General features: G+C 62.0%; 22 protein-coding genes and 1 tRNA gene. 17 read left to right on the forward strand and 6 right to left on the reverse strand.

The genetic code is table 11. From position 1 onward, the window contains the following. Positions 1 to 378: 378 nt before the first annotated feature. From SR858_RS07875 to SR858_RS07890, 4 genes are all read left to right on the forward strand, one after another. Positions 379 to 2577 (forward strand): bifunctional SulP family inorganic anion transporter/carbonic anhydrase, encoded by a 2199-nt coding sequence (locus SR858_RS07875; RefSeq protein WP_051120323.1) that lies wholly within the window; start codon positions 379 to 381, stop codon positions 2575 to 2577. A 60-nt stretch (positions 2578 to 2637) separates the two neighbouring features. Further along, positions 2638 to 3219: a DUF1439 domain-containing protein gene (locus SR858_RS07880; protein ID WP_019922201.1), complete on the forward strand. Its 582-nt coding sequence runs from the start codon at positions 2638 to 2640 to the stop codon at positions 3217 to 3219. A gap of 87 nt (positions 3220 to 3306) precedes the next feature. Continuing rightward, positions 3307 to 3819: a GAF domain-containing protein gene (locus tag SR858_RS07885; RefSeq protein ID WP_019922203.1), complete on the forward strand. Its 513-nt coding sequence runs from the start codon at positions 3307 to 3309 to the stop codon at positions 3817 to 3819. Between the two features lie 20 nt (positions 3820 to 3839). Next, positions 3840 to 4589, forward strand: coding sequence for a tetratricopeptide repeat protein (locus SR858_RS07890; protein WP_019922204.1), 750 nt, complete (start codon positions 3840 to 3842; stop codon positions 4587 to 4589). 3 nt (positions 4590 to 4592) lie between these two features. Here SR858_RS07890 and SR858_RS07895 read toward each other — a convergent pair whose 3' ends face one another. Genes SR858_RS07895 through SR858_RS07905 form a run of 3 tightly spaced genes read right to left on the reverse strand, consistent with a single transcriptional unit; the run spans position 4593 to position 6567 of the window. Continuing rightward, entirely contained in the window at positions 4593 to 5372 is a 780-nt protein-coding gene (locus SR858_RS07895; protein WP_019922205.1) for a UDP-2,3-diacylglucosamine diphosphatase, read from the reverse strand. A gap of 6 nt (positions 5373 to 5378) precedes the next feature. Then, positions 5379 to 5873 carry a peptidylprolyl isomerase gene (locus SR858_RS07900; RefSeq protein WP_019922206.1) on the reverse strand — a complete coding sequence of 165 codons (495 nt, stop codon included), beginning with the start codon at positions 5871 to 5873 and terminating at the stop codon, positions 5379 to 5381. Positions 5874 to 5922: 49 nt separating this feature from the next. Next, on the reverse strand, positions 5923 to 6567 hold the full coding sequence (locus tag SR858_RS07905; protein ID WP_019922207.1) for a peptidylprolyl isomerase: 645 nt from the start codon (positions 6565 to 6567) through the stop codon (positions 5923 to 5925). Positions 6568 to 6780: 213 nt separating this feature from the next. Here SR858_RS07905 and cysS point away from each other — a divergent pair, with 213 nt between their 5' ends. The 7 genes from cysS (at position 6781) to SR858_RS07940 (ending at position 14742) form a co-directional block, all read left to right on the forward strand. Then, positions 6781 to 8172, forward strand: coding sequence for a cysteine--tRNA ligase (cysS, locus tag SR858_RS07910; RefSeq protein WP_019922208.1), 1392 nt, complete (start codon positions 6781 to 6783; stop codon positions 8170 to 8172). Then, positions 8172 to 8843 (forward strand): DNA-3-methyladenine glycosylase family protein, encoded by a 672-nt coding sequence (locus SR858_RS07915; protein ID WP_019922209.1) that lies wholly within the window; start codon positions 8172 to 8174, stop codon positions 8841 to 8843. The genes cysS and SR858_RS07915 overlap by 1 nt, the downstream gene beginning before the upstream one ends. Before the next feature lie 106 nt (positions 8844 to 8949). Beyond that, the gene (locus SR858_RS07920; protein ID WP_019922210.1) at positions 8950 to 9924 is read left to right on the forward strand and encodes an acetyl-CoA carboxylase carboxyltransferase subunit alpha; all 975 of its coding nucleotides are present in this window, start codon (positions 8950 to 8952) and stop codon (positions 9922 to 9924) included. Between the two features lie 207 nt (positions 9925 to 10131). Next, entirely contained in the window at positions 10132 to 11709 is a 1578-nt protein-coding gene (gene tilS / locus SR858_RS07925) for a tRNA lysidine(34) synthetase TilS (RefSeq protein WP_019922211.1), read from the forward strand. A gap of 141 nt (positions 11710 to 11850) precedes the next feature. Further along, positions 11851 to 13098 carry an aspartate kinase gene (locus SR858_RS07930; RefSeq protein ID WP_019922212.1) on the forward strand — a complete coding sequence of 416 codons (1248 nt, stop codon included), beginning with the start codon at positions 11851 to 11853 and terminating at the stop codon, positions 13096 to 13098. A 113-nt stretch (positions 13099 to 13211) separates the two neighbouring features. Further along, a tRNA-Ser gene (locus tag SR858_RS07935) sits at positions 13212 to 13304 on the forward strand. A gap of 247 nt (positions 13305 to 13551) precedes the next feature. Beyond that, a complete protein-coding gene (locus SR858_RS07940; RefSeq protein WP_019922213.1) occupies positions 13552 to 14742 on the forward strand; it encodes a tyrosine-type recombinase/integrase in 1191 nt (396 codons plus the stop codon). A 108-nt stretch (positions 14743 to 14850) separates the two neighbouring features. Here the strand turns inward: SR858_RS07940 and SR858_RS07945 are convergent, their stop codons facing one another. Beyond that, positions 14851 to 15084, reverse strand: a complete 234-nt coding sequence (locus SR858_RS07945) for a helix-turn-helix transcriptional regulator (protein WP_019922214.1) — start codon at positions 15082 to 15084, stop codon at positions 14851 to 14853. Next, positions 15068 to 15472, reverse strand: a complete 405-nt coding sequence (locus SR858_RS07950) for a hypothetical protein (protein ID WP_322534523.1) — start codon at positions 15470 to 15472, stop codon at positions 15068 to 15070. Before SR858_RS07950 ends, SR858_RS07945 begins: the two co-directional genes overlap by 17 nt. A gap of 276 nt (positions 15473 to 15748) precedes the next feature. Here SR858_RS07950 and SR858_RS07955 point away from each other — a divergent pair, with 276 nt between their 5' ends. The 6 genes from SR858_RS07955 to SR858_RS07980 all read left to right on the forward strand — a co-directional run bounded on the left by SR858_RS07955 (position 15749) and on the right by SR858_RS07980 (position 19828). Further along, a complete protein-coding gene (locus SR858_RS07955; RefSeq protein WP_019922216.1) occupies positions 15749 to 16636 on the forward strand; it encodes a ParB/RepB/Spo0J family partition protein in 888 nt (295 codons plus the stop codon). A 335-nt stretch (positions 16637 to 16971) separates the two neighbouring features. Then, on the forward strand, positions 16972 to 17703 hold the full coding sequence (locus SR858_RS07960) for a DNA-binding protein (RefSeq protein ID WP_019922217.1): 732 nt from the start codon (positions 16972 to 16974) through the stop codon (positions 17701 to 17703). A 31-nt stretch (positions 17704 to 17734) separates the two neighbouring features. Further along, complete coding sequence (locus SR858_RS07965; RefSeq protein ID WP_019922218.1) at positions 17735 to 18079, forward strand: KfrB domain-containing protein; 345 nt, start codon at positions 17735 to 17737, stop codon at positions 18077 to 18079. Positions 18080 to 18148: 69 nt separating this feature from the next. Continuing rightward, positions 18149 to 18508: a transcriptional regulator gene (locus SR858_RS07970; protein ID WP_019922219.1), complete on the forward strand. Its 360-nt coding sequence runs from the start codon at positions 18149 to 18151 to the stop codon at positions 18506 to 18508. 108 nt (positions 18509 to 18616) lie between these two features. Then, entirely contained in the window at positions 18617 to 19129 is a 513-nt protein-coding gene (locus SR858_RS07975) for a hypothetical protein (RefSeq protein ID WP_154819876.1), read from the forward strand. 126 nt (positions 19130 to 19255) lie between these two features. Next, on the forward strand, positions 19256 to 19828 hold the full coding sequence (locus SR858_RS07980) for a hypothetical protein (protein ID WP_154819877.1): 573 nt from the start codon (positions 19256 to 19258) through the stop codon (positions 19826 to 19828). A 36-nt stretch (positions 19829 to 19864) separates the two neighbouring features. Here SR858_RS07980 and SR858_RS07985 read toward each other — a convergent pair whose 3' ends face one another. Next, entirely contained in the window at positions 19865 to 20425 is a 561-nt protein-coding gene (locus SR858_RS07985) for a hypothetical protein (protein WP_019922223.1), read from the reverse strand. Positions 20426 to 20579: the final 154 nt, after the last annotated feature.

The raw sequence follows: 20579 nt of genomic DNA on the forward strand, positions 1-20579 counted from the left end.
TGAATTTGCATAAAGATTATTCACATTGCCGGAAATAAAAACTCGCTTAATTTCCAATGGATAATTTGAATATCTGAATGAAAAATTTTAAGTGCTGGCAATAAAATATTAATGCAAATTCAGGTGAAAAACTTTTGTGCACTGCAAAAGTCCATGCTATATTTCTTTTCAAGCTCAACGCCAGACAAGTCCTCCATCAATGCCAGGTGATCCTTCGGCATGACAGAGCAGGACATTGCGCGCGGAATAACCACAGCGCAATATAAAAACTTTGTATTCATCCTTGTTTCTGTTTTATCCCATCTCACCCGGGAGGACGTCCTGCGCGTCGATTTATTGCGCCGGCCGCCACTCACATTTTTAATATGGACGCCCATCATGAAGAATCTTAAATATGATATTCCGGCCGCCCTCGTGGTCTTTCTCGTGGCCTTGCCGCTCTGCCTGGGCATTGCGCTCGCTTCCGGCGCGCCGCTGATGTCGGGGATTATTTCCGGCATTATCGGCGGCATCGTGGTGGGCGCGCTCAGCGGCTCGCAAACCAGTGTCAGCGGCCCGGCGGCCGGACTGGCGGCAGTGGTGCTGGCGTCGGTGACCAAGCTCGGCGGCTTCGAGATCCTGCTGGTGGCGATCCTGATCGCCGGCGCGCTGCAAGTGGTGATGGGCTTGTGCCGCGCCGGCTTTATCGCCAATTACGTGCCGTCGAGCGTGATCAAGGGGCTGCTGGCGGCGATCGGCATCTTGCTGATCCTGACCCAGATTCCGCATGCGTTCGGTTACGATCCGAAGAACGCCGACAATTTCTCCTTCTTCCAGGGCAATGGCGAGAACCTGTTCTCGATGCTGGGCCGGGCGGTCGAGTTCATCACGCCGGGCGCGCTGCTCATTTCGGCGCTGTCGATCCTCATGCTGGTGTACTGGGGCAAAACGCCGCTCGGACGATTCAAGATGCTGCCGGCGCCGCTGTTCGTGGTGGCGTTTGCCATCGGACTGAACGCCTTTTTCGCTGCCTATGTGCCGTCGCTGGCGATTTCCGCGACCCACCTGGTCGATTTGCCGCCGCTTGACGCCAGCAACCCCGGCGCCTTGCTGCTGCTGCCCGACCTGCGCCACCTGGCCAACCTCGACGTCTGGCTGGTGGGCATCACGATTGCCATCGTGGCGTCGCTGGAAACCCTGCTCAACGTGGAAGCCGTGGACAAGGTCGATCCGCTGAAACGAGAAACGCCGGCCAACCGCGAATTGCTGGCCCAGGGCGTGGGCAATATGCTGGCCGGCCTGCTCGGCGGTTTGCCGGTGACGTCCGTCATCGTGCGCAGCACCGTCAATGTCCAGTCGGGCAACCGGACCAAGGCCTCGGCCGTGCTGCACGGCGTGTTCCTGCTAGGCGGCGTACTGTTGCTCAGTCCCGTGCTGAACATGATTCCGTTGGCGGCCCTGGCCGCGATCCTGATCACCACCGGCTACAAGCTGGCCAACGTGGCCGTGTTCCGCGAGATGTACGGCAAGGGCGGCACGCAGTTCATGCCGTTCGTGATCACCGTGGTGGCGATTGTCGCGACCGATCTCCTGACCGGCGTGGTGATCGGCCTGGTTGCCGGCCTGTTCTATCTGCTGCGCAGCAACTTCCGCAACCCGTACTCGCTGCAGCAGTACAAGCTGCATATCGGCGACGTGATCAAGATGGAATTGCCGAACCAGGTATCGTTCCTGAACAAGGCCACCATCAAGGAAGCGCTGTGGAACATCCCTGCCGGTTCGCAGGTGGTGATCAACGCGTCCGGCACCGACTATATCGACCACGACGCGATGGAAGTGATCGAAGACTACCGCACTGTGGCGGCCGAGCGCGACGTGCAGCTGAGCGTGGTGGGCCTGCGCGAGGTGTATCGCCAGGATGCGCCCGACCAGTTCGTACCGGTGCTCGACCACGCCACCCAGAAAAAGCTGGCGCCCGAAGCCGTGCTACAAGTGCTCAAGGAGGGCAACCAGCGCTTCCGCGAAGGACGGCGCTTCGAGAATGATTATGTGCACCAGGCCAGCGCCACGGCTGGCGGCCAACACCCGATGGCGGTGGTGGTCAACTGCATCGACTCGCGCACGTCGCCGGAAATCATTTTCGATGCCGGCCTCGGTGACCTGCTCACTATCCGCATCGCCGGCAACGTGATCAGCCGCGAAATCATCGGCAGCCTGGAAATCGCCGCCAAGCTTGGCGCCAAGCTGATCGTGGTGAAAGGCCACTCGTCGTGCGGCGCAATTGGCCTGGCCATGCAGCAGGAAGGTTCGCACAGCATCGGCGCCATCACCGGAAAGATCCAGTGGGCGATCCACCAATGCGGCGAACACAGCCACCTGGGCGACAAGGAACTGCGCGACCGCGTGGCGCGCCACAACGTCGAAAATTCCTTGGCAGAAATTATCGACGGCAGCGAGTTCCTACGGTCCGCCATCCGGCGCGGCGAGATCGGCCTGGTGGGCGCCTTCCACGACATTGCCTCGCGCAACGTGGCGTTCGGCGAGCTGGTGGCGCCCGATACCTTCGATCCGCAGCGTCCGCTTCACATCGCGGCCTAGTTCCCGCGACACCGCGCGGCAGGTGGGTCATAATGGCGCTATCTCATCGATGGAACCACCATGACCAAGCTGAAACGCTATTTTTCGCCGTCCCTGTCGTTGCTGGTACTGGCCGGCCTGCTGTCGGCCTGCGCCGCCTTGATTGGCCCGCGCGACGTCGAAGTCAGACAGGAAAAGCTGCAACAGAACCTGGACCGGAAGTTTCCCATGCACCATCGCGTGCTGGGCATTTTCGACGTCGAGCTCAGTCGTCCGCAACTGGCCATCCTGGCCGAGAACAACCGGGTGGCGCTGACGTTCGATCTGAACGTCACGCCGCTGCTGGCGCGGCAGTCGTGGCGCGTATCGATGGCGGTGTCAGGCCGTCTTAACGTCGATCCTGTGCGCAATACCGTGTACATCGCCGACACCCACGTGGACCGGTTCGCGCTCGATAACATGGACGCCGGCAAGCAAACCCAATTGGCCAGCGTGGCCAACCTGCTCAGCGACACCCTGGTAAAAAACGTGGCCGTGCACACCTTCAAGCCGGAAGACTTGCGCTATGCCGGCGTGCAGTTCGAACTGACCGCCATCGATACCCGTCCCGGCGCGCTGGTGGCGCGGCTGCGGCCGGCGGAATCGGCAACCGGTGGCCGCTAACATGCCCGGCTTGCCGCTGCAGCACGACATCGCCGCCGACATTGCGCAGATCCAGTCGATCGAGCCTTCCCCACCATTTTCGAAACGGTGGCGGCGCTGACCGGGCTGCGCTTCGTCTGCGTGGCGCGGGTGACGGCCGATTCGTGGACCACCCGCGCGGTGCTCGACAGCGTGGCCGACGACGGCCGCTGCCGCGACCATCACACGCCGCGCATCTACGGCTTCCAGGGTTATTTTTCGATACCGCTGTTCCGCCCCGACGGCGCCTGTTTCGGCACCCTGTGCGGGCTCGACCCGGTACCCAACGAGTTATCCACGCACAAGGTGACCAGTACCCTCAAGCTGTTCGCCCAGCTGATCTCGGTGCAGCTGGAAAACAACCGCAAGCTGGCCGAGGCGGAACACGCGCTGTCGAACGCCGCGAAAAGGGCCTGGGCCGCGGTTTGTTCATTGTCGCCGAGATTGCCAAGTCGCATGGCGGCGAGATCGCCGTGGTGTCCGATGACGCTGCCACAACCTTCAGTTTCACCATGCGCGGCCTCGCTCTTAATTAACCAGGGTTGTGATGGCGCGGCGAAGCTTCTACAATCGCTCCCTTGACGATACTGTAGAGGCAGCAAATGGAAATTTTTGGCATCGGCATCCACATCCTGGTGGCAATCTTCTTTGCCGTGCACGCGGTGCGCAACGGCCAGCCGATTTACTGGCTGCTGATCCTGTTCATGTTTCCGCTGATCGGCAGCGTGGTGTACTTCATCGCCATCTACCTGCCCAGCTCGCACATCAACCAGGGCGCGCGCAAGGTCGCCAACGTGGCCGTCAAGACCCTGGACCCGGGCCGCGAACTGCGCGAGGCGCGCGAAGCGTACGACTACACGCCCACCGCGCAAAACCAGATGCGCCTGGCCAGCGCGCTGCTCGAAGGCGGCAATGCCGCCGAAGCCGCGACGACGTATGAAGCGTGCCTGCAGGGCCCGTTCTCGGGCGACCTGGAAATCCGCTTTGGCGCCGCGCGCGCCACGTTCGCTGCCGGCCGCGCCGACGATGCGGTAAAACACCTGCAAACCATCCGCGCCGCCAACGACGGCTTCCGGGCCGAGCAGGTGTCGCTGTTGCTGGCGCAGGCCTGGGCGGCAGCAGGGCGCCAGGATGAGGCGCGCGCCGAGTTCGAACATGCGTTGAGCCGCTATAGCGGTTTTACCACCCAGGCCGAATATGCGATCTGGGCGGCCGGCGCGGGCGATGCCGACAAGGCGCGCGCGCTGGAAGTGGAACTGCGCCGCACCATCGAGCGCTGGACGCCGCAAACGCGGGATCTGAACCAGCCGCTGATCAAGCGGCTCAATGCTGCAATGGCGGCGTTGCGTTAAAACTCAGGAAATAACTGCGCCACGTACATCGTGGCGCGTGATCACGCCGGCACTATCGATGGCAATCCAGCCACCGCGTGGCGGCGTCGCCTCCGGCTCCCAGTCCGGCAGCACGTAGCGGCGCGTAGCGCCTGCCAGGTGCAGGGCAGGGCGGTGGGTGTGGCCGTGGATCATGATGTTCGTATTGGTTTGCGCAAACAGGTCGGCAATCGCCTGCGGCGTCACATCCATGATTTCCATGGTCTTGGCGCCCTGGTCCTTGCGGCTGTTTTCGCGCATGCCGGCGATGATCGCTTTGCGCTGCGCCAGCGGCATCGCCACGAACTGCTGCTGCCATGCCGGCTGCCGCACCATGGCGCGAAATTCCATGTATTTGATGTCTTCCGTGCACTGGGCATCGCCGTGTACCAGCACCAGGCGCTGGCCGCCGATCTCGGTTACGAACACTTCCGGCAGCAAGGTCACGCCTGCGGCTGCGGCAAAGTCCGCACCGACCAGAAAATCACGGTTGCCGGCAATCCAGTAGATGGCCGTGCCCGCATCGCTGACGCGGCGCAGCGCGGTGATGATTTCGCGGTTGAAGGGATCAATGAGGTCGTCGTCACCGGCCCAGTATTCGAACAGGTCGCCGAGCAGGTACAACTGGGGCGCATGCCGCGCATGGCGTTCCAGGAAGTCGTGGAACGCTGCCGTGATGGCGGGCTGCGCGGCCTGCAAGTGCAGGTCTGAAATGAACAGCGCGCTTGCGTCGGACGCGCGCGCGCCGGTCAGGGTATTGCTCATCAAGAATCAGGCAGCCAGTTCGATGCTTTCGATGATCACGTCTTCTGCTGGCACGTCGGCAAACATGCCGCTGCGGGTGGTTTTGACCTTGCGGATTTCGTCCACGACTTCGGTGCCTTCGACAACTTTACCGAACACGGCGTAGCCCCAGCCGTCCTGGCCCGGGTAGTCGAGGAACGAGTTGTTCTTGATGTTGATGAAGAACTGGGCCGATGCCGAGTGCGGCGCCGAGGTGCGCGCCATGGCCAGCGTGTATGGCTCGTTTTTCAGGCCGTTCTTGGCTTCGTTTTCCACGGTGGCATCAGCTGGCTTTTGCTTCATGCCTGGCTCGAAACCGCCGCCCTGGATCATGAAACCGTCGATCACGCGGTGGAAGATGGTGTTGGTGTAGTGGCCGGCGTTCATGTAGGCCAGGAAGTTTTCCACCGATTTAGGCGCCAGTTGTTCGTTCAGCTCGGCAACCATTTTGCCCTTGTTGGTGGTGATGATGACTTTGGTCATGATGTTCCTTAATTAATTTATCAATAAGTGTCGAAGCAGCGGCAGGGCGCTATTCTACATTTTTGGGCACGATCGGGGTTTTCAAAATGGTGGCCGACTTGACGAAGATGGGGGTGACCGGGATATTCTGGAACATGCCCTTGTCGTCCACCAGCACGCCCTTGATCTTGTCCACGGTCTCGCGGCCGTCGATCACCTTGCCGAAGACCGTGTAGCCGACGCCGTCGCTGCCGGGGAAATTGAGGCCCTGGTTATCGGCGACGTTGATGAAAAACTGCGAGTTCGCCGAGTTGGGATCGTCCATGCGCGCCATGGCGATGGTGTAGGCATCGTTGGTCAGGCCGTTTGGCGATTCGCTCGGAACATTCTTGCGCGTTGGTTTGCTCTTGAGTTTTTCATCGTAGCCGCCGCCCTGGATCATGAAACCGTCGATCACGCGGTGGAAGATGGTGCCCTTGTAATAGCCCGACTTGACGTAGGCGAGGAAGTTGTCGACCGACTTCGGCGCTTTCTCGCGGTCCAGTTCCAGCACGATGTTGCCCATGGTGGTCTTGAGTTCCACCTGCGGGTGGGCGGCCGGCTCGGCCGGGGCCGCTGTTGCAGCGGTAGCGGTCATGGCGACAGCGCCGGACAGGGCCAGGCCGGCGAGCAGGGCGCCGACGCGGCCGAACAATGAAGGCTGGGTTTGATGCATGTGGACTTCCTTTAGTGGACTATGCGGTTTTTATCAATGCTATACTTCTCCAAAACCATGCCATTCTACCTGCTGGCAGGTGGAAACAATAACACTACCGAGGCCCGGCAGTCTTCCAAGGCAAAGCGAATCCAGGTGCGCCCTTACGGTGCCGCGCCCGGCTTTTGTATTGTCGAAGCACGTGGCATCACGACAATAATACGCAAGAGTCCGATGAGCAATTTAAAGATTTACAACACGCTGGCGCGTGACAAGCAGACATTCGTTCCCATCGAGGCTGGCAAAGTCCGCATGTATGTGTGCGGCATGACCATTTATGACTACTGCCACATCGGCCACGCGCGCATGATGATGGCGTTCGACGTGATGTACCGCTGGCTGCTGGCCACCGGCTACGACGTCACGTATGCCCGCAACATCACCGACATCGACGACAAAATCATCCGCCGCGCGGTGGAAAACGGCGAAACCATCTCGCAGCTGACCACGCGTTTCACGCAATACATGGACGAAGACACGGGCGCGCTCGGCATTCTGCCGCCCACGCTGGTGCCGCGCGCCACCGAATACGTGCCGCACATGCTGGCGCTAATCGAAACGCTCGAGCAAAAAGACCTGGCTTACCAGGGCACGGACGGCGACGTCAACTACGCGGTGCGCAACTTCCCTGATTACGGCCGGCTGTCCGGCAAGTCGCTCGACGACCTGCGCGCCGGCGAGCGCGTCGATGTCAACACCGGCAAGCGCGATCCGCTCGACTTCGTGCTGTGGAAAGCGTCGAAAGAGTCCGAGCCGGAAGAAGTGAAATGGGATTCCAAGTGGGGCAAGGGGCGTCCGGGCTGGCACATCGAGTGCTCGGCCATGTGCTCGGCGCTGCTGGGCGAACATTTCGACATCCACGGCGGCGGCGCGGACTTGCAGTTCCCGCACCACGAAAACGAGATCGCCCAGTCCGAAGGCGCGTTCGGCCGCACCATGGTCAATTACTGGGTGCACAACGGTTTCGTGCGCGTCGATAACGAAAAGATGTCCAAATCGCTGGGCAACTTCTTCACCATCCGCGACGTGCTGAAAAAATTTGATGCCGAAGTGATCCGCTTCTTCATCATGCGCGCCCACTACCGCAGCCCGCTCAATTACTCGGATGCTCACCTCGACGACGCCCGCGTGGCCCTGACGCGCCTGTACACCGCGCTCGACGGTGTGGACGGCGATGGCGCCGACCTCGACTGGACCGAAGCCCACGCCGTGCGCTTTGCGCAAGCGATGGACGACGATTTCAATACGCCGGTGGCGATTGCCGTGCTGTTCGACCTCGCCAGCGAGATCAACCGGAGCAAGTCGCCGGCGCTGGTGCGTCAATTGAAAGGCCTGGCCGACGTGATTGGCTTGCTGGGCCGCAGCGCCCAACAATTCCTGCAGGCGGCTGTCGGTGAAACCGATACCACCGGCGACGCCGCCATTGCCGCGCAAATCGCGCAGCGGGCAGCGGCCAAGAAGGCGCGCAACTTCGCCGAATCGGACCAGATCCGCGCCGACCTGCTGGCCGCCGGCATCATCCTCGAGGACAAACCCGACGGCACGACCAACTGGCGCCGCGCATAATGGTCACCGCCAAGGATAACGGGGCCTCCGCGCCCGATGCCGCCGGTCCGCTATCGGCCGTGCCGCCGTACTGGGAACAGGCCAAGATCGAGCTGATGAAGCGCGATCGCATCATGAAAAAGCTGATCCCGCAGTTCGGCGATCTGCACCTGGTGGGGCACGACGACCCGTTTACCACGCTGGCGCGCTCCATCGTGGGCCAGCAGGTCACGCCCAAGGTGGCCGACGCCGCCTGGCGCAAGCTGCTGCTCGCGTGTCCCAAGTGCACGCCCGCGCAAGTAATCAAGGCCGGCGCCGAGCAGCTGTCCGCCTGCGGCTTGTCCAAGCGCAAGACCGAGTACATCCTCGACCTGGCCGACCACTTCAAGAACAAACGCGTCCACAGCGCCCTGTGGGGCCAGATGGAAGACGAAGCCGTAATTGCCGAGCTGGTGCAAATTCGTGGTATCGGGCGCTGGACAGCGGAGATGTTTTTGATATTTAATTTGCTACGTCCCAATGTTTTGCCGCTCGATGACCCGGGTTTGATCCAGGGCATCAGCCAGAACTATTTCTCAGGTGAACCTGTTTCGCGCAGCGATGCGCGTGAAGTCTCGGCCAACTGGGAACCCTGGCGCACCGTGGCAACGTGGTACTTATGGCGTAGTCTGGACCCGGTTACTGTAGAATAACCACTCTAATTGCTGCGTGAGGCCTGGGTTGAGTCCGGTCCTTGCCCGCCTGAAGCAGGCTCATCGATCACCGATGGGCGCAGCCAAGAATAATCCCGGAGGTACAATGACCAAAACGACTTTCCTCAATTTTGAGCAACCGATTGCCGAGCTCGATGGCAAAATCGAAGAGCTGCGCTTCGTCCAGGACGACTCGGCCGTCGACATCTCGGAGGAGATCGACCGTCTGGCCAAGAAGAGCCAGCAGCTGACCAAAGACATCTACGCCAAGCTCACGCCCTGGCAGGTCGCGCAAATCGCGCGCCACCCGCAGCGTCCATACACGATGGACTATGTGAACGAAATCTTTACCGACTTCCACGAACTGCACGGCGACCGCACTTACGCGGACGACCAGTCCATCGTCGGCGGTCTGGCCCGCTTCAACGGCCAGGCTTGCATGGTGATCGGCCACCAGAAGGGCCGCGACACGAAAGAGCGCGCCATGCGCAACTTCGGCATGCCGAAGCCGGAAGGCTACCGCAAGGCCATGCGCCTGATGAAGCTGGCTGAAAAATTCGGCATCCCGATCTTCACGTTTGTCGATACCCCGGGCGCATTCCCAGGGATCGATGCCGAAGAGCGCGGCCAGTCCGAAGCCATCGGCCACAACCTGTACGTGATGGCGGAACTCAAAGTGCCGCTGATTGCCACCATCATCGGCGAAGGCGGCTCCGGCGGCGCGCTGGCGATTGCCGTGGGCGACTCGGTGCTGATGCTGCAATACTCGACCTACTCGGTGATCTCGCCTGAAGGTTGCGCCTCGATCCTGTGGAAAACGTCCGAGCGCGCGGCTGACGCCGCCGAAGCGCTGGGCCTGACCGCGCACCGCCTGAAAGCCATCGGCCTGATCGATAAAATCATCAACGAACCGCTGGGCGGCGCCCACCGCGACCCGAAAGCCATGGCCACCATGCTCAAGCGCGCACTGGCCGACTCGCTGCGCCAGTTCCACGGCATGAAAACCAAGGACCTGATCGAAGCCCGCCACCAGAAGCTGCTGGGCTACGGCAAGTTCAAGGAAACCACGCCGCAGGAATAAGAACCGACCGCATGCGCCGTCAGCCCGTGCAGCAGCGCGACCGTCAGCATCAGTGTTGGCTCTCAAGCGGCAATGCGGCCGCCTGCATACGCGCTGGCCGATGAGCCGTCATCCCGCACCGGCGGACGGCCGCGCACGCGGGGACCCATAGAACCCAACCGGGGGCACGCAAACGCGTCGCCCCCGGTTCGCATTTGGAATCACACAATGAAGCAGCAAATCCCTACGCTCGCCAGCATCTTCGCCCAGGCGGTCAGCGCCTCCCGCGCACAAGCCGGCAACACCGAAAAAATCGCCATCGCCCTTAGCGGTGGCCTCGACTCCTCGGCCCTGCTGCACCTGGCCCACGCCCACGCCACCGAACACGGCCTGGAACTGCACGCCTTCCACATTCACCATGGCCTGAGCCCCAACGCCGACGCCTGGCTGGCCCACTGCGAACAAGCCTGCGCCGCCCTTGGCGTGCCGTTCCAGGCGCGCCAGGTAGAGCTGCAGCGCAAGGACAAGACCGGCACCGAGGAAGCCGCCCGCAAGGCCCGCTACGCGGCCCTGGGCGCGCTGTGCCGCGAGCACGGCATTGAGTTGCTGCTCACCGCCCACCACCAGGACGACCAGGCCGAGACCGTGCTGCTGCAACTGCTGCGTGGCTCGGGGCCTGCCGGGCTGTCGGGTATGGATGCGGCCAATACTGCCGCCAGCCTGCTGGCCAACGACCAGCTGGTGATGGCGCGGCCGCTGCTCACCGCATCGCGCAAGCAGCTCGACCAGTACGTGACCGCGCACGGCATCACCCATATTTACGACGAATCGAACGACGACCCGCGCTTCGCCCGCAATGCGCTGCGCCGCACCATCATGCCGGCCCTGGCCGATGCCTTCTCCGGCTTCCAGGAGCGCCTGGCGCGCAGCGCATCGCACGCCCAGTCCGCCCAGCGCCTGCTCACCGAACTGGCGCAGCAAGACCTGGCCCTGTGTCTCGATGGCGACTGCCTCGACATGCGCCAGTTGCGCCTGCTCAGCCTGGACCGCATCCACAACCTGCTGCGCCACTGGTTCGGTACCCGTGGCCTGCGCATGCCGAGCGCAGCCTGGCTGGCGGAAACCGTGACCCAGCTGCTCGAAGCGCGCGACGACGCCCAAGTGCTGGTCACCCATCCCGACTGCCACGTGCGCCGCTACCGCGACCGCCTGCACCTGACGCCCAAGCTGGCCGACCTCGAAGGCACGCGCGAAGACCAGTTCGACCAGACCCCCGGCACGCCGTTCCGTTGGAATGGCGAGGCGCAGATGGCGTTTCCCGCGTATGGCGGCGTGTTGCATTTCGATGTGGTGGAAGCGGTCGAGGGCGCAGACAACACCGCCGCTTCGACCGCTGCAGTCGATGCCATCGTTTCGGCGCCGTCCAGCATCGATACCGGTAACCGTTTGTCGGCCGGCGTCGATACCGCCAACGCGCTGCCGACTGGCGGCGATGCTGCTAACACGTGGTCCGGCCTCGATACTGTCAACGCGCTGCCTACCGGCGTTGATGCGGACTGGCTGCGCAGCCAGCCACTCTTGATCGAGTTCCGCCGTGGCGGCGAACGTCTGAAACGCGCCGATAACCGGCCGACCCGCCCCCTCAAATATCACTTCCAGGAACTCAACATCCCGGCCTGGGAGCGCGGCCGTTTGCCGGTGGTACACGCCGGCAAGGAGCTGATTTTCGCCGCCGGCATCGGCATGGATTGCAAGCATTTGGACACTGGAGCAGGGCGTATCCGGCTGCGTTGGCAGGCTGTGTAGGAATTCGGCACATTTGCCGAATTTTGTATGTGCATATGCCTATACGGTATGAGAATATGAGCTTTGTGACTTGTTATTTTGCACTGCCGCATGTAGAGTTTAGGGTTCCATTTACCTTTAATGAGCGGAAAACTCTCTGTTATGGCTTTAATCGTGCACAAATATGGCGGTACGTCGATGGGTTCGACGGACCGTATCAAGAACGTCGCGCGGCGTGTCGCCAAGTGGCATGACGCCGGTCACCGCATCGTCGTGGTACCTTCGGCAATGTCGGGCGAGACCAACCGCCTGATCGGCCTGGCCAAAGAAATTCAATCCCAGCCCGATCCACGCGAACTGGACATGATCGCCTCCACCGGCGAGCAAGTCTCGGTCGGCCTGCTGGCCATGGCGCTGCTGGCGATCGGTAAGCAGGCCGTTTCCTACGCCGGCTGGCAAGTCGCGATTAAAACCGATTCCGCCTACACCAAGGCCCGCATCCAGTCGATCGACGACGCCAAGGTCAACCGCGACCTCGACGACGGCAAGATCGTCATCATCACCGGCTTCCAGGGCGTTGACGACCTCGGCAACATCGCCACGCTCGGCCGTGGTGGTTCCGATACCTCGGCCGTGGCCATTGCCGCTGCCATGAAGGCCGACGAATGCCTGATCTTCACCGACGTTGACGGCGTGTACACGACCGATCCGCGCGTGGTCTCCGAAGCGCGCCGCCTGAAAGCGATCACGTTCGAAGAAATGCTGGAACTGGCGTCGCTGGGCTCGAAAGTGCTGCAAACCCGCTCGGTGGAATTCGCCGGCAACTACCGCGTCCCGACCCGCGTGCTGTCGTCGCTGACCGACCCGATGCTCGACATCGAAGAAGAAGCCAACTCTGGCACCCTGATTTCGTTTGAGGAAGACAAACACATGGAACAAGCAGTCATCTCCGGTATCGCGTTCAACCGCGACGAGGCCAAAATCACCGTGCTGGGCGTGCCCGACCGTCCGGGCGTGGCGTACCACATCCTCGGACCAGTGGCCGATGCCAATATCGAAGTGGACATGATCATACAGAACCAGTCGGTCGAAGGTAAAACCGACTTCACGTTCACCGTTTCGCGCAACGACTACCAGCGCGCCATCGACGTCCTGAACGGCACCCGCGAAGAGCTGGGCGCCGCCAGTGTCACCGGCGACGCCAAGGTCTCGAAAATCTCCGTGGTGGGCGTAGGCATGCGCTCGCACGTGGGTGTGGCCTCGCAGATGTTCCGTACGCTGTCGGAAGAGGGCATCAACATCATGATGATCTCGACGTCGGAAATCAAGATCTCGGTCCTGATCGACGAGAAGTACATGGAACTGGCCGTCCGCGCGCTGCACAAAGCATTCGAACTGGAAAAAGCATAACATTTCAAAAAAAATCGTCTGGTAGCCTTGACCGAAACGGTCCTGATCTATACTATGACGGTCGTCTGCTGCAGCGTAGTTTGGTGAAGCAGACATAGTTGAGTGATCGACTAGGAGACGTGGCCGAGTGGCCGAAGGCACATCCCTGCTAAGGATGCATACGGCTTATACCTGTATCGTGGGTTCGAATCCCACCGTCTCCGCCAGAACCTTAAAAACCCGCTTCGGCGGGTTTTTTCATTTCCGCCTTTCTCATAGGGGAAACGGCCTTTTTTGAGTCCTGTAGCGTCCGCTAGTATGCACTCCAAGCCAGCGCGCACTGGGGGGTAGGCTGGGGGGTAGGATTTTGCAGGCTCAGCCGACTACCCGCCGTTTTCCGTTTGTTCCAGATCAAATTCCATCGCCTGCGCGGTCGCTACGCTGGTCCGGTTCCGATCACGCGGGAGGACTGTCATGCCCGGCATCCACAAACTGACCAGCCTGGGACTCGCCAAACTGCGCAGCCCGGGCTACTACGGCGACGGCGGCGGCCTCGTGTTACAGGTGTCCGCCTCTGGTACCAGAAGTTGGATTTTCCGCTACCAGCTCGAGGGCAGGCGGCACGAGATGGGCCTGGGTCCCTGCAGCGTGGTGGAGCTGGCCGAAGCCCGCGAACTGGCCAGGCGGTGCCGCCAGCTGCTGCACCAGGGCCTCGATCCGCTTGCCGACCGCCGCGACGCCCGCACGGCGCGCGCTGCAAAGAAAGCCCGCAGCATCACGCTCGACCAGTGCGCCGCCGCCTACATCGAGGCCCACCGTGGCGGCTGGCGCAATCCCAAGCATGCGGCGCAGTGGGCGGCCACGCTAGCCACCTACGCGGCGCCGGTGATCGGCGCGCTGCCGGTGGCCGACGTCGATACCGACCTGATCGTTAAAGTCCTCATGCCGATCTGGAACACCAAGACCGAGACCGCCACCCGCCTGCGCGGCCGCATCGAGAGCATCCTCGACTGGGCGACCGTGAGCAAATTCCGGCAGGGCGAGAACCCGGCCCGCTGGCGCGGCCACCTCGACCACCTGCTGGCCAACCCCGGCAAGGTCGCGCCCGTCAAAAACCACGCGGCGCTGCCGTGGCGCGACATCGGCGCCTTCATGGCCGAACTGCGCGGCAACGCCGGCATGGGCGCGCTGGCGCTGCAGTTCACGATCCTGACGGCCGCGCGGTCGGGCGAGGTACGTGGGGCCACCTGGGACGAGATCGACCTGCCAGGGCGCTTGTGGACCATCCCTGCGGGCCGCATGAAGGCGAACAAGGAGCACCGGGTGCCGCTGTCGGATGCATCGATGGCGCTGCTGGCAGCGCTGCCGCACCGTACCGGGGTGTTGTTCCCCGGCGTGAAGCAGCAGCCGCTGTCGGACATGAGCCTGACGGCGGTGCTGCGGCGCATGGACCGGGGTGACATCACTGTCCACGGCTTCCGGTCGTCGTTCCGCGACTGGTGCGCGGAGGCGGAAGGCAACAATTTTACGCGCGAGGTGTGCGAGCATGCGCTGGCCCATAGTTTGCCGGACCGGGTGGAGGCGGCCTACCGGCGCGGGGATCTGCTCGACAAGCGCGTTGTGCTGATGCAGGCGTGGGCGGACTATTGTTCCCGAGCGCGCTGAGCGGGCGGAGGCATGGCCTGCAAGGTGTCTTACTTGGGGTGTGGGAGGCGTGAGAACCGGTGGTACACGAAGCCCTCACGCGTGGCGGAAAGAGTCACCTTGGTGCGCTCATTGCTGGCGGCTGGCGCGGATGCGCTCTGCCACCCATCGCTCGACTTCGTGGCGCACCCACCCACGGGCGCGGCCACTGATGGCGACAGGAGGAGGAAAGCGGCCATCCCGGATGAGCAGGTAGATGCTGCTGCGCGACAGGCCGCAGATCGCCTTGACCTCCGGCAGGCGCACCAGGCACAGACTGGCCGGGCGCGCCACCGACCGGCGGTCTTCACTGGGCGCTGTCATGGCAAGCTCCGTAAGCCTCGTCCCCGTCAACTGGCGGTACCGGCGGTGCAATGCCCCGGTACAAGTTGTCGCGGAACGCCAGCGCCTTGCGGTAGCCCTCGTTGAAGCGCGCCACGGTGCGCATGGGAACCGTTTCGCGCAGCGACCGGCACCGGGTCTTCTCTGCGGCGTAGGTCGTGTGTACGGGGCCCATGTCGCGCTCTATTGCCACCACCAGCGCGTACGGTTCCCCGTCCGACTGGAAGCTCAGCGTGCCGCCGGCGCCTGTGGCAATCGCGTCATCGAGCGCCGCCCTTAACTCCAGCAGTGCAACGCGGTCGCCCACGATGGCGCCGACTTCGTCCCAGCGCGATGGTCCCATGAAATGCAGCATACGTTCGCTCATCATAGCCTCCTGGCCTGGCGCGGAACTGCCGCGCGATCAGTATGTCGAAATGACGAAACCAGTATGCAAGGGCTTCCAGACGCGGCAAAGCGAAAGACGACGGAAATATCGAATGGATCAAATGCGGCAGGAAGGTCCTTTCGGAGACGGCGCCCGTCATTGTTTCAGCCGCTAAATTCACACACCTTACTGGAGTTGACTTTTCTCAACGCGCGTCGTGACGGTCCGGTCAGCATGGTGGAATTGAGCAATGGTGGAGGGCAACACGATGGCACATCCATGTTAAAGCCGGCGACGCGGGGCGCACCGCTCCAGTTGCCGCTCGATCTCATCGACGAAGATCCGCACCAGCCGCGCGCGGCGGACAGCCCGGGCTTTTCCGCCGCCAGCCTCGGTGAACTGGCGAAATCGGTCAGGCTGCGCGGCGTCAAGACGCCGATTTCGGTACGCGAGCATCCGGGCAGGCCGGGACGTTACATCGTCAACCACGGCGCCCGCCGTTTCCGCGCCGCGCGCCTGGCCGGCCTGCGCACCGTTCCCGCCTTTATCGACAACGACTACAACGAAACCGACCAGGTTATCGAGAACCTCCAGCGCAACGACCTGACGGCGCGCGAGATCGCCGACTACATCGGGCGCGAACTGGCGCGGGGGCTGCGCCGCAAAGAGATTGCGCAGCGCATCAGCAAGTCGGCTGCCTACGTCACCCAGCATGCCACGCTGCTCGACCTGCCGACGCCGGTGGCGCGGGCATTCAGTTCGGCGCGGGTGCGCGACGTCTCGCTGGTCAATGAACTGGTGCAGGCTTACAGGGACCGGCCCGACTTGGTGACGGCGTGGCTCGATGACGATCAGCAGGAAGTTACCCGCGGATCGGTGCGCATGCTGCGCGAGTTTCTGGCGCAGTCGATCGAACTTCAAACGCTGGCCAGAGATCCGCCGGAACTGGCAGCCGGCGACAGCGTTCCTGACGCGTCCTCGCTGGCGCGGCAGGCAAGGGCGCCGGCCTTCAAGGGCGTGCTGCTGCTCACGCATGCCGGGCTATCGTGCGAGTTGCTGATGCGCCGCCCGTCGAGCCGCCAGCTGGCATGGGTGCGCTACGACGACGGGCGCACCGCAGAGGTGAGGCTGTCGGATTTGCAAGGCGATGCCTGGCGCGGTCTCTGATGCAAGAAACGATTTATCTCATTTCAGCTTCGCCGCGCGCTGTCGCCGTTGGCGCCGGCACTACGGGTGCTACGCTTGCCAGTCACCGACCTTGCCGCCAATGCGGTCCAGTCCATGATCGTGCTCGTCATTCATCAGGCGCCGACCTGGGGGAGGGCCGCCCATCTGTCGCATCCACAAGATCGTGCTTCCGAGGCGCACGCATCTTCTATCAATAATAATAGTAAGAATATTATTCCTATTAATACTCTTATTCCTATTATTACTACTGCTTGATACGCCTCAAGGTCCGTCCCAGTAATAAGAATAATATTCTTTTTAGGGGAGGGCGCATCATGAACACCGATACCGATATTCCAGGCCGCATCATGTCCGCCGCCGACACGCTGTTCGCGCAGGGTGGCGGCATCGAGTTTCCTACCGTTGATGCCGTACGCAAGGCGGCGCGCGTGAGCATGAACGACGCCAGCCAGGTCATGAAGGCCTGGCGCCGCGCGCAGCTTGCCGGCGCCAAGCCGGTCCCGGTCGATGTGCCACCAGCCTTGCAAGATATCCACCGTACCGGCCTGGAGGCACTGTGGCGCGCGGCGCAGGACCATGCCAGTCAGAGCATGGCGAACCTGCAGGTGGCGTGGGACGCCGAGCGCGCCGAGAACGAACAACTGAACCGCGAAATGGTCGAAGCCTTCGAGGAGCAGGCGGCTGAACTGGAAAAAGCCAACGATGAGCGAGCAGCGTGCAGGCAGCGCATCGCCGAACTGGAGGCCGCGACCCACGCCCACCTGGAATCGATCTCGCGCATGGAGTCAAACTTGAGCGCGGCGCAGGCAGAGGTTCGCACCCACGCAGCGCGCGCGGTGGAGATCGAGCGGCGCGCCGACGAGCTGCGCACCGAGCTTGACCGCGCCCATGCCGCCAATGCCGCCCAGGCAGAAAAGGAAGCAGCCAGCCAGACGGAGCTTGCTGCAGTTCGCGTCGAGATGCTGCGCTTGATGCAGATGGTCTCCGGTGCAATCGGCGGCAGAATTCCTGCGACAAAAGACTATAGTGATCGGAAACGACAGTGACCGCGACGACGCCCCATGCCGGGAGATTTAGATGAGCCAGAGGGTCTTGGTAATGAACGGCCAGCGCCTGCTGCAAAGCGAGAGCGACGGCAAATGGGTGACCAACAAGGTCGATAAGGCAGGGCAGCTCAAGCCGGGCATTTACCGCTTCGACGCCGCCCAGCCAGCGGACAGGGCCAAGTCCCATCTTGGCGTCATCGTCCATGCGGACCGGCACTCGGTCTTCCAGCAGTCGGGGCAGTCCCTCGTCAGGCACGACGCCGATGCCTTCGCGCAGGCGCCGGCGCACGGCGCAGCGGCGCGGATCGCATACGCCCAGGGCAAGGCAAGCTGCGAACAGGAAGGCCAGCAAGTGCGGCGCGGTATCAGGCGGTAGCGGTCACCGCAGGCCGATGTTCCACATTTCGCCGGGACGACATTCGCGCAAAGGACAGCACATCGCATCATGTACAACCAGATATTCTTCACCAACGTGCTGCGCACGCTCGATGAACAGGGCATGACCAAGAGCGAACTGGCCGACAAGGCCGGCATCTCCGTGTCGTTCCTGTCCGACCTGACCAATGGGAAAGCCAATCCCTCGCTCAAGGTGCTCGATGCCATCGCCCGCGCGCTCAATACCGCGCTGCCGGCGCTGCTGGAAATCACCGACCTTGATGAGACCACCATGGCTGCGCTGATGGATGGACAAACCACGCAGAGCCTGCCCGATGGATATGTACGCCTGAGTGCCGTGCTCACCCCTTTCCAGGCGTTTGCGGTCAAGCGCTGGGACGAGGAGAACCGCAGGAAGCTCAGGCGGTAAATTGCAGACTTGATCCGCACGAAGACGGGCAGGAGCGCACACATTTCAAACCAGATAGTGGACTTCGGCGCTGATTGAGCGTGGTCAGCCACTTTTTCAGGCGATATCTTGCCAAATGGCCAGGAGGCAGATGCGATGCGAATTGTCCTACTGCTTGTCCTGTTCATGTTTTGCGACGTTGCCTGCGCGATGGACGAGACTTTCAGCAACATTTTCCTGGATCGTAAAAGTAATGCTCGCGTCTCGCTGGCACAGGGTGGTGAACGACGGCTGACGACCCATGGCCGCGCGATGCGCGTTGCTCTCTCTGGCGACAGGCGCACGGCTGCCTGGCTGGTGCGGGAGACCTGGGAGCTCGACGGCCAACGCTTTGTCAGCGCCGACACGCTGATGGCCTACAGGGGGGACAGATACCGGCGTATCAAGTGCTCGCCGTTCATACGAAGCTATTGGTTCTGGAACGGAGGAAAGCAGCTCGCGATCGATTGTGGTGGCCTGCACTTCGCAGGAACCCTGTCGCTGTATGACTTCGCAACAGGTAAGCTCGTCGACTCGTTCTCCGAGCCGGACATCCCGGAAGCTGGGCGACCCGCCTGGTCCAGGCCGACAGATGAATACTAGTCGCGAGAGGTGTTGCCGGGCGCGCCTCCAGCAGCGGGGCTATCCCGTCAACATTTGCTTTTCTACAAGGGGACGATACCTGGAGCGCCTATGGTTGATCTTTAAACAACGAACGGAGTATCAACCATGTCGAGCGCTACCTTTTCTTTGTCATCCGCAGCACGCGGTCTACGCAGTTTCTGGTGCATCGCCATCGCCGCAAGCCTTGCCTGTTCAGGTGCGCTGGCAGCCGATGCGGGCAAGACCGCCAGTCCTGGCGAACTTGCCGAAATCGCTGGTCCCGACCGCAATGACGACGGTATCCGGGATGACCTGGAAGCCTTTGTGACCAAAAAATTTGGCGACGACGCGCGCGTGCTGCGCAGTGTGCAGAACGCATTGATCGCCTGGCGGTACGCCCTTGGTGCAACCGATAAACATTCCTCATCGGCGGCGCACTCGATGAGTATACGTTCTTCAGAATGCTTGGGCGCGCTTGTACGAGAAGGTAAAGGAATTAACATCCGTGCGATCGAGGAATTGGCAGAGATGATGGCCAACACGCCCGAACGCGTCGCCGCGATTGAGGCCCATGCGCAACGCATACGCGATGTAAATTTTGTCGTCAACAACGCGCCAGAATGGGGGGAATGGTGCGAAGGGGCGGTTGACGAGCAGGTCCGCGCTGCACGGGCGGCCATGGTCGCGGCGCCCAAGTAAGGCTGGTGGCCGGGCGGCCATTCGGCCGCCACCGCCTCACTTATCCGCTACCTGGCGCAGGTCGGCCACACCGAGTGGCTCCATGCAGGCAGCGTCAAACCGCGGCGTTGCCTGCACGTTCAGCTTCATGGCATCCACACGGAGCAAATGCTCACGCATCGCGTCCTGCCGGAAACCGGTATTCCCGATCCTCTCCGCAAGTTCCATGAAAGCGTATGCATTGAGCGATGGTTCGATCTCGGCCAGTCCTTTGATACAAGCGATCGCATGCAGGTACATCGGATGCACACGAGCCGACTGCTGCTGCGTCGTGGTAATCATTGCGTGCTGTGCACTGATCACGAAGTTCTGCATTGTCCTGGCGGCACGCTTGTCACCGCCAAAGTGCTGTTGCACGAAATCGTCGAGGTCGTCGCGTACGCCGTTGCCGTCAAGGTCAGGCTCGAGCAGGGCCGCTTTCGAATCTCGCTGGTGCACGAGCCCGTCATCCGCCGGAAAGGTCGCGGCAACAGCCCGCTCAACGGACACAAGTGCAGTAACAGCGATGACAATGATCGACAAGCGCTGGCGAAATCGGGAGGTGATTGAAACGGTCATGTTTGGCCTCGACGAAAAGATGAATAAACGTCGACAATATCGCGCAACTTGACTGCTTCAGTTGTTTCGACACAATGATCTTTGCTGGCAGCAGCTTGCCCACGCGACGATCTTGGTGAACAAGGAACCGTCGATCAGCGTCAAGGTGCCAGCC

It is taken from the genome of Duganella zoogloeoides (assembly GCF_034479515.1).
Taxonomy (GTDB): domain Bacteria; phylum Pseudomonadota; class Gammaproteobacteria; order Burkholderiales; family Burkholderiaceae_D; genus Rugamonas; species Rugamonas zoogloeoides.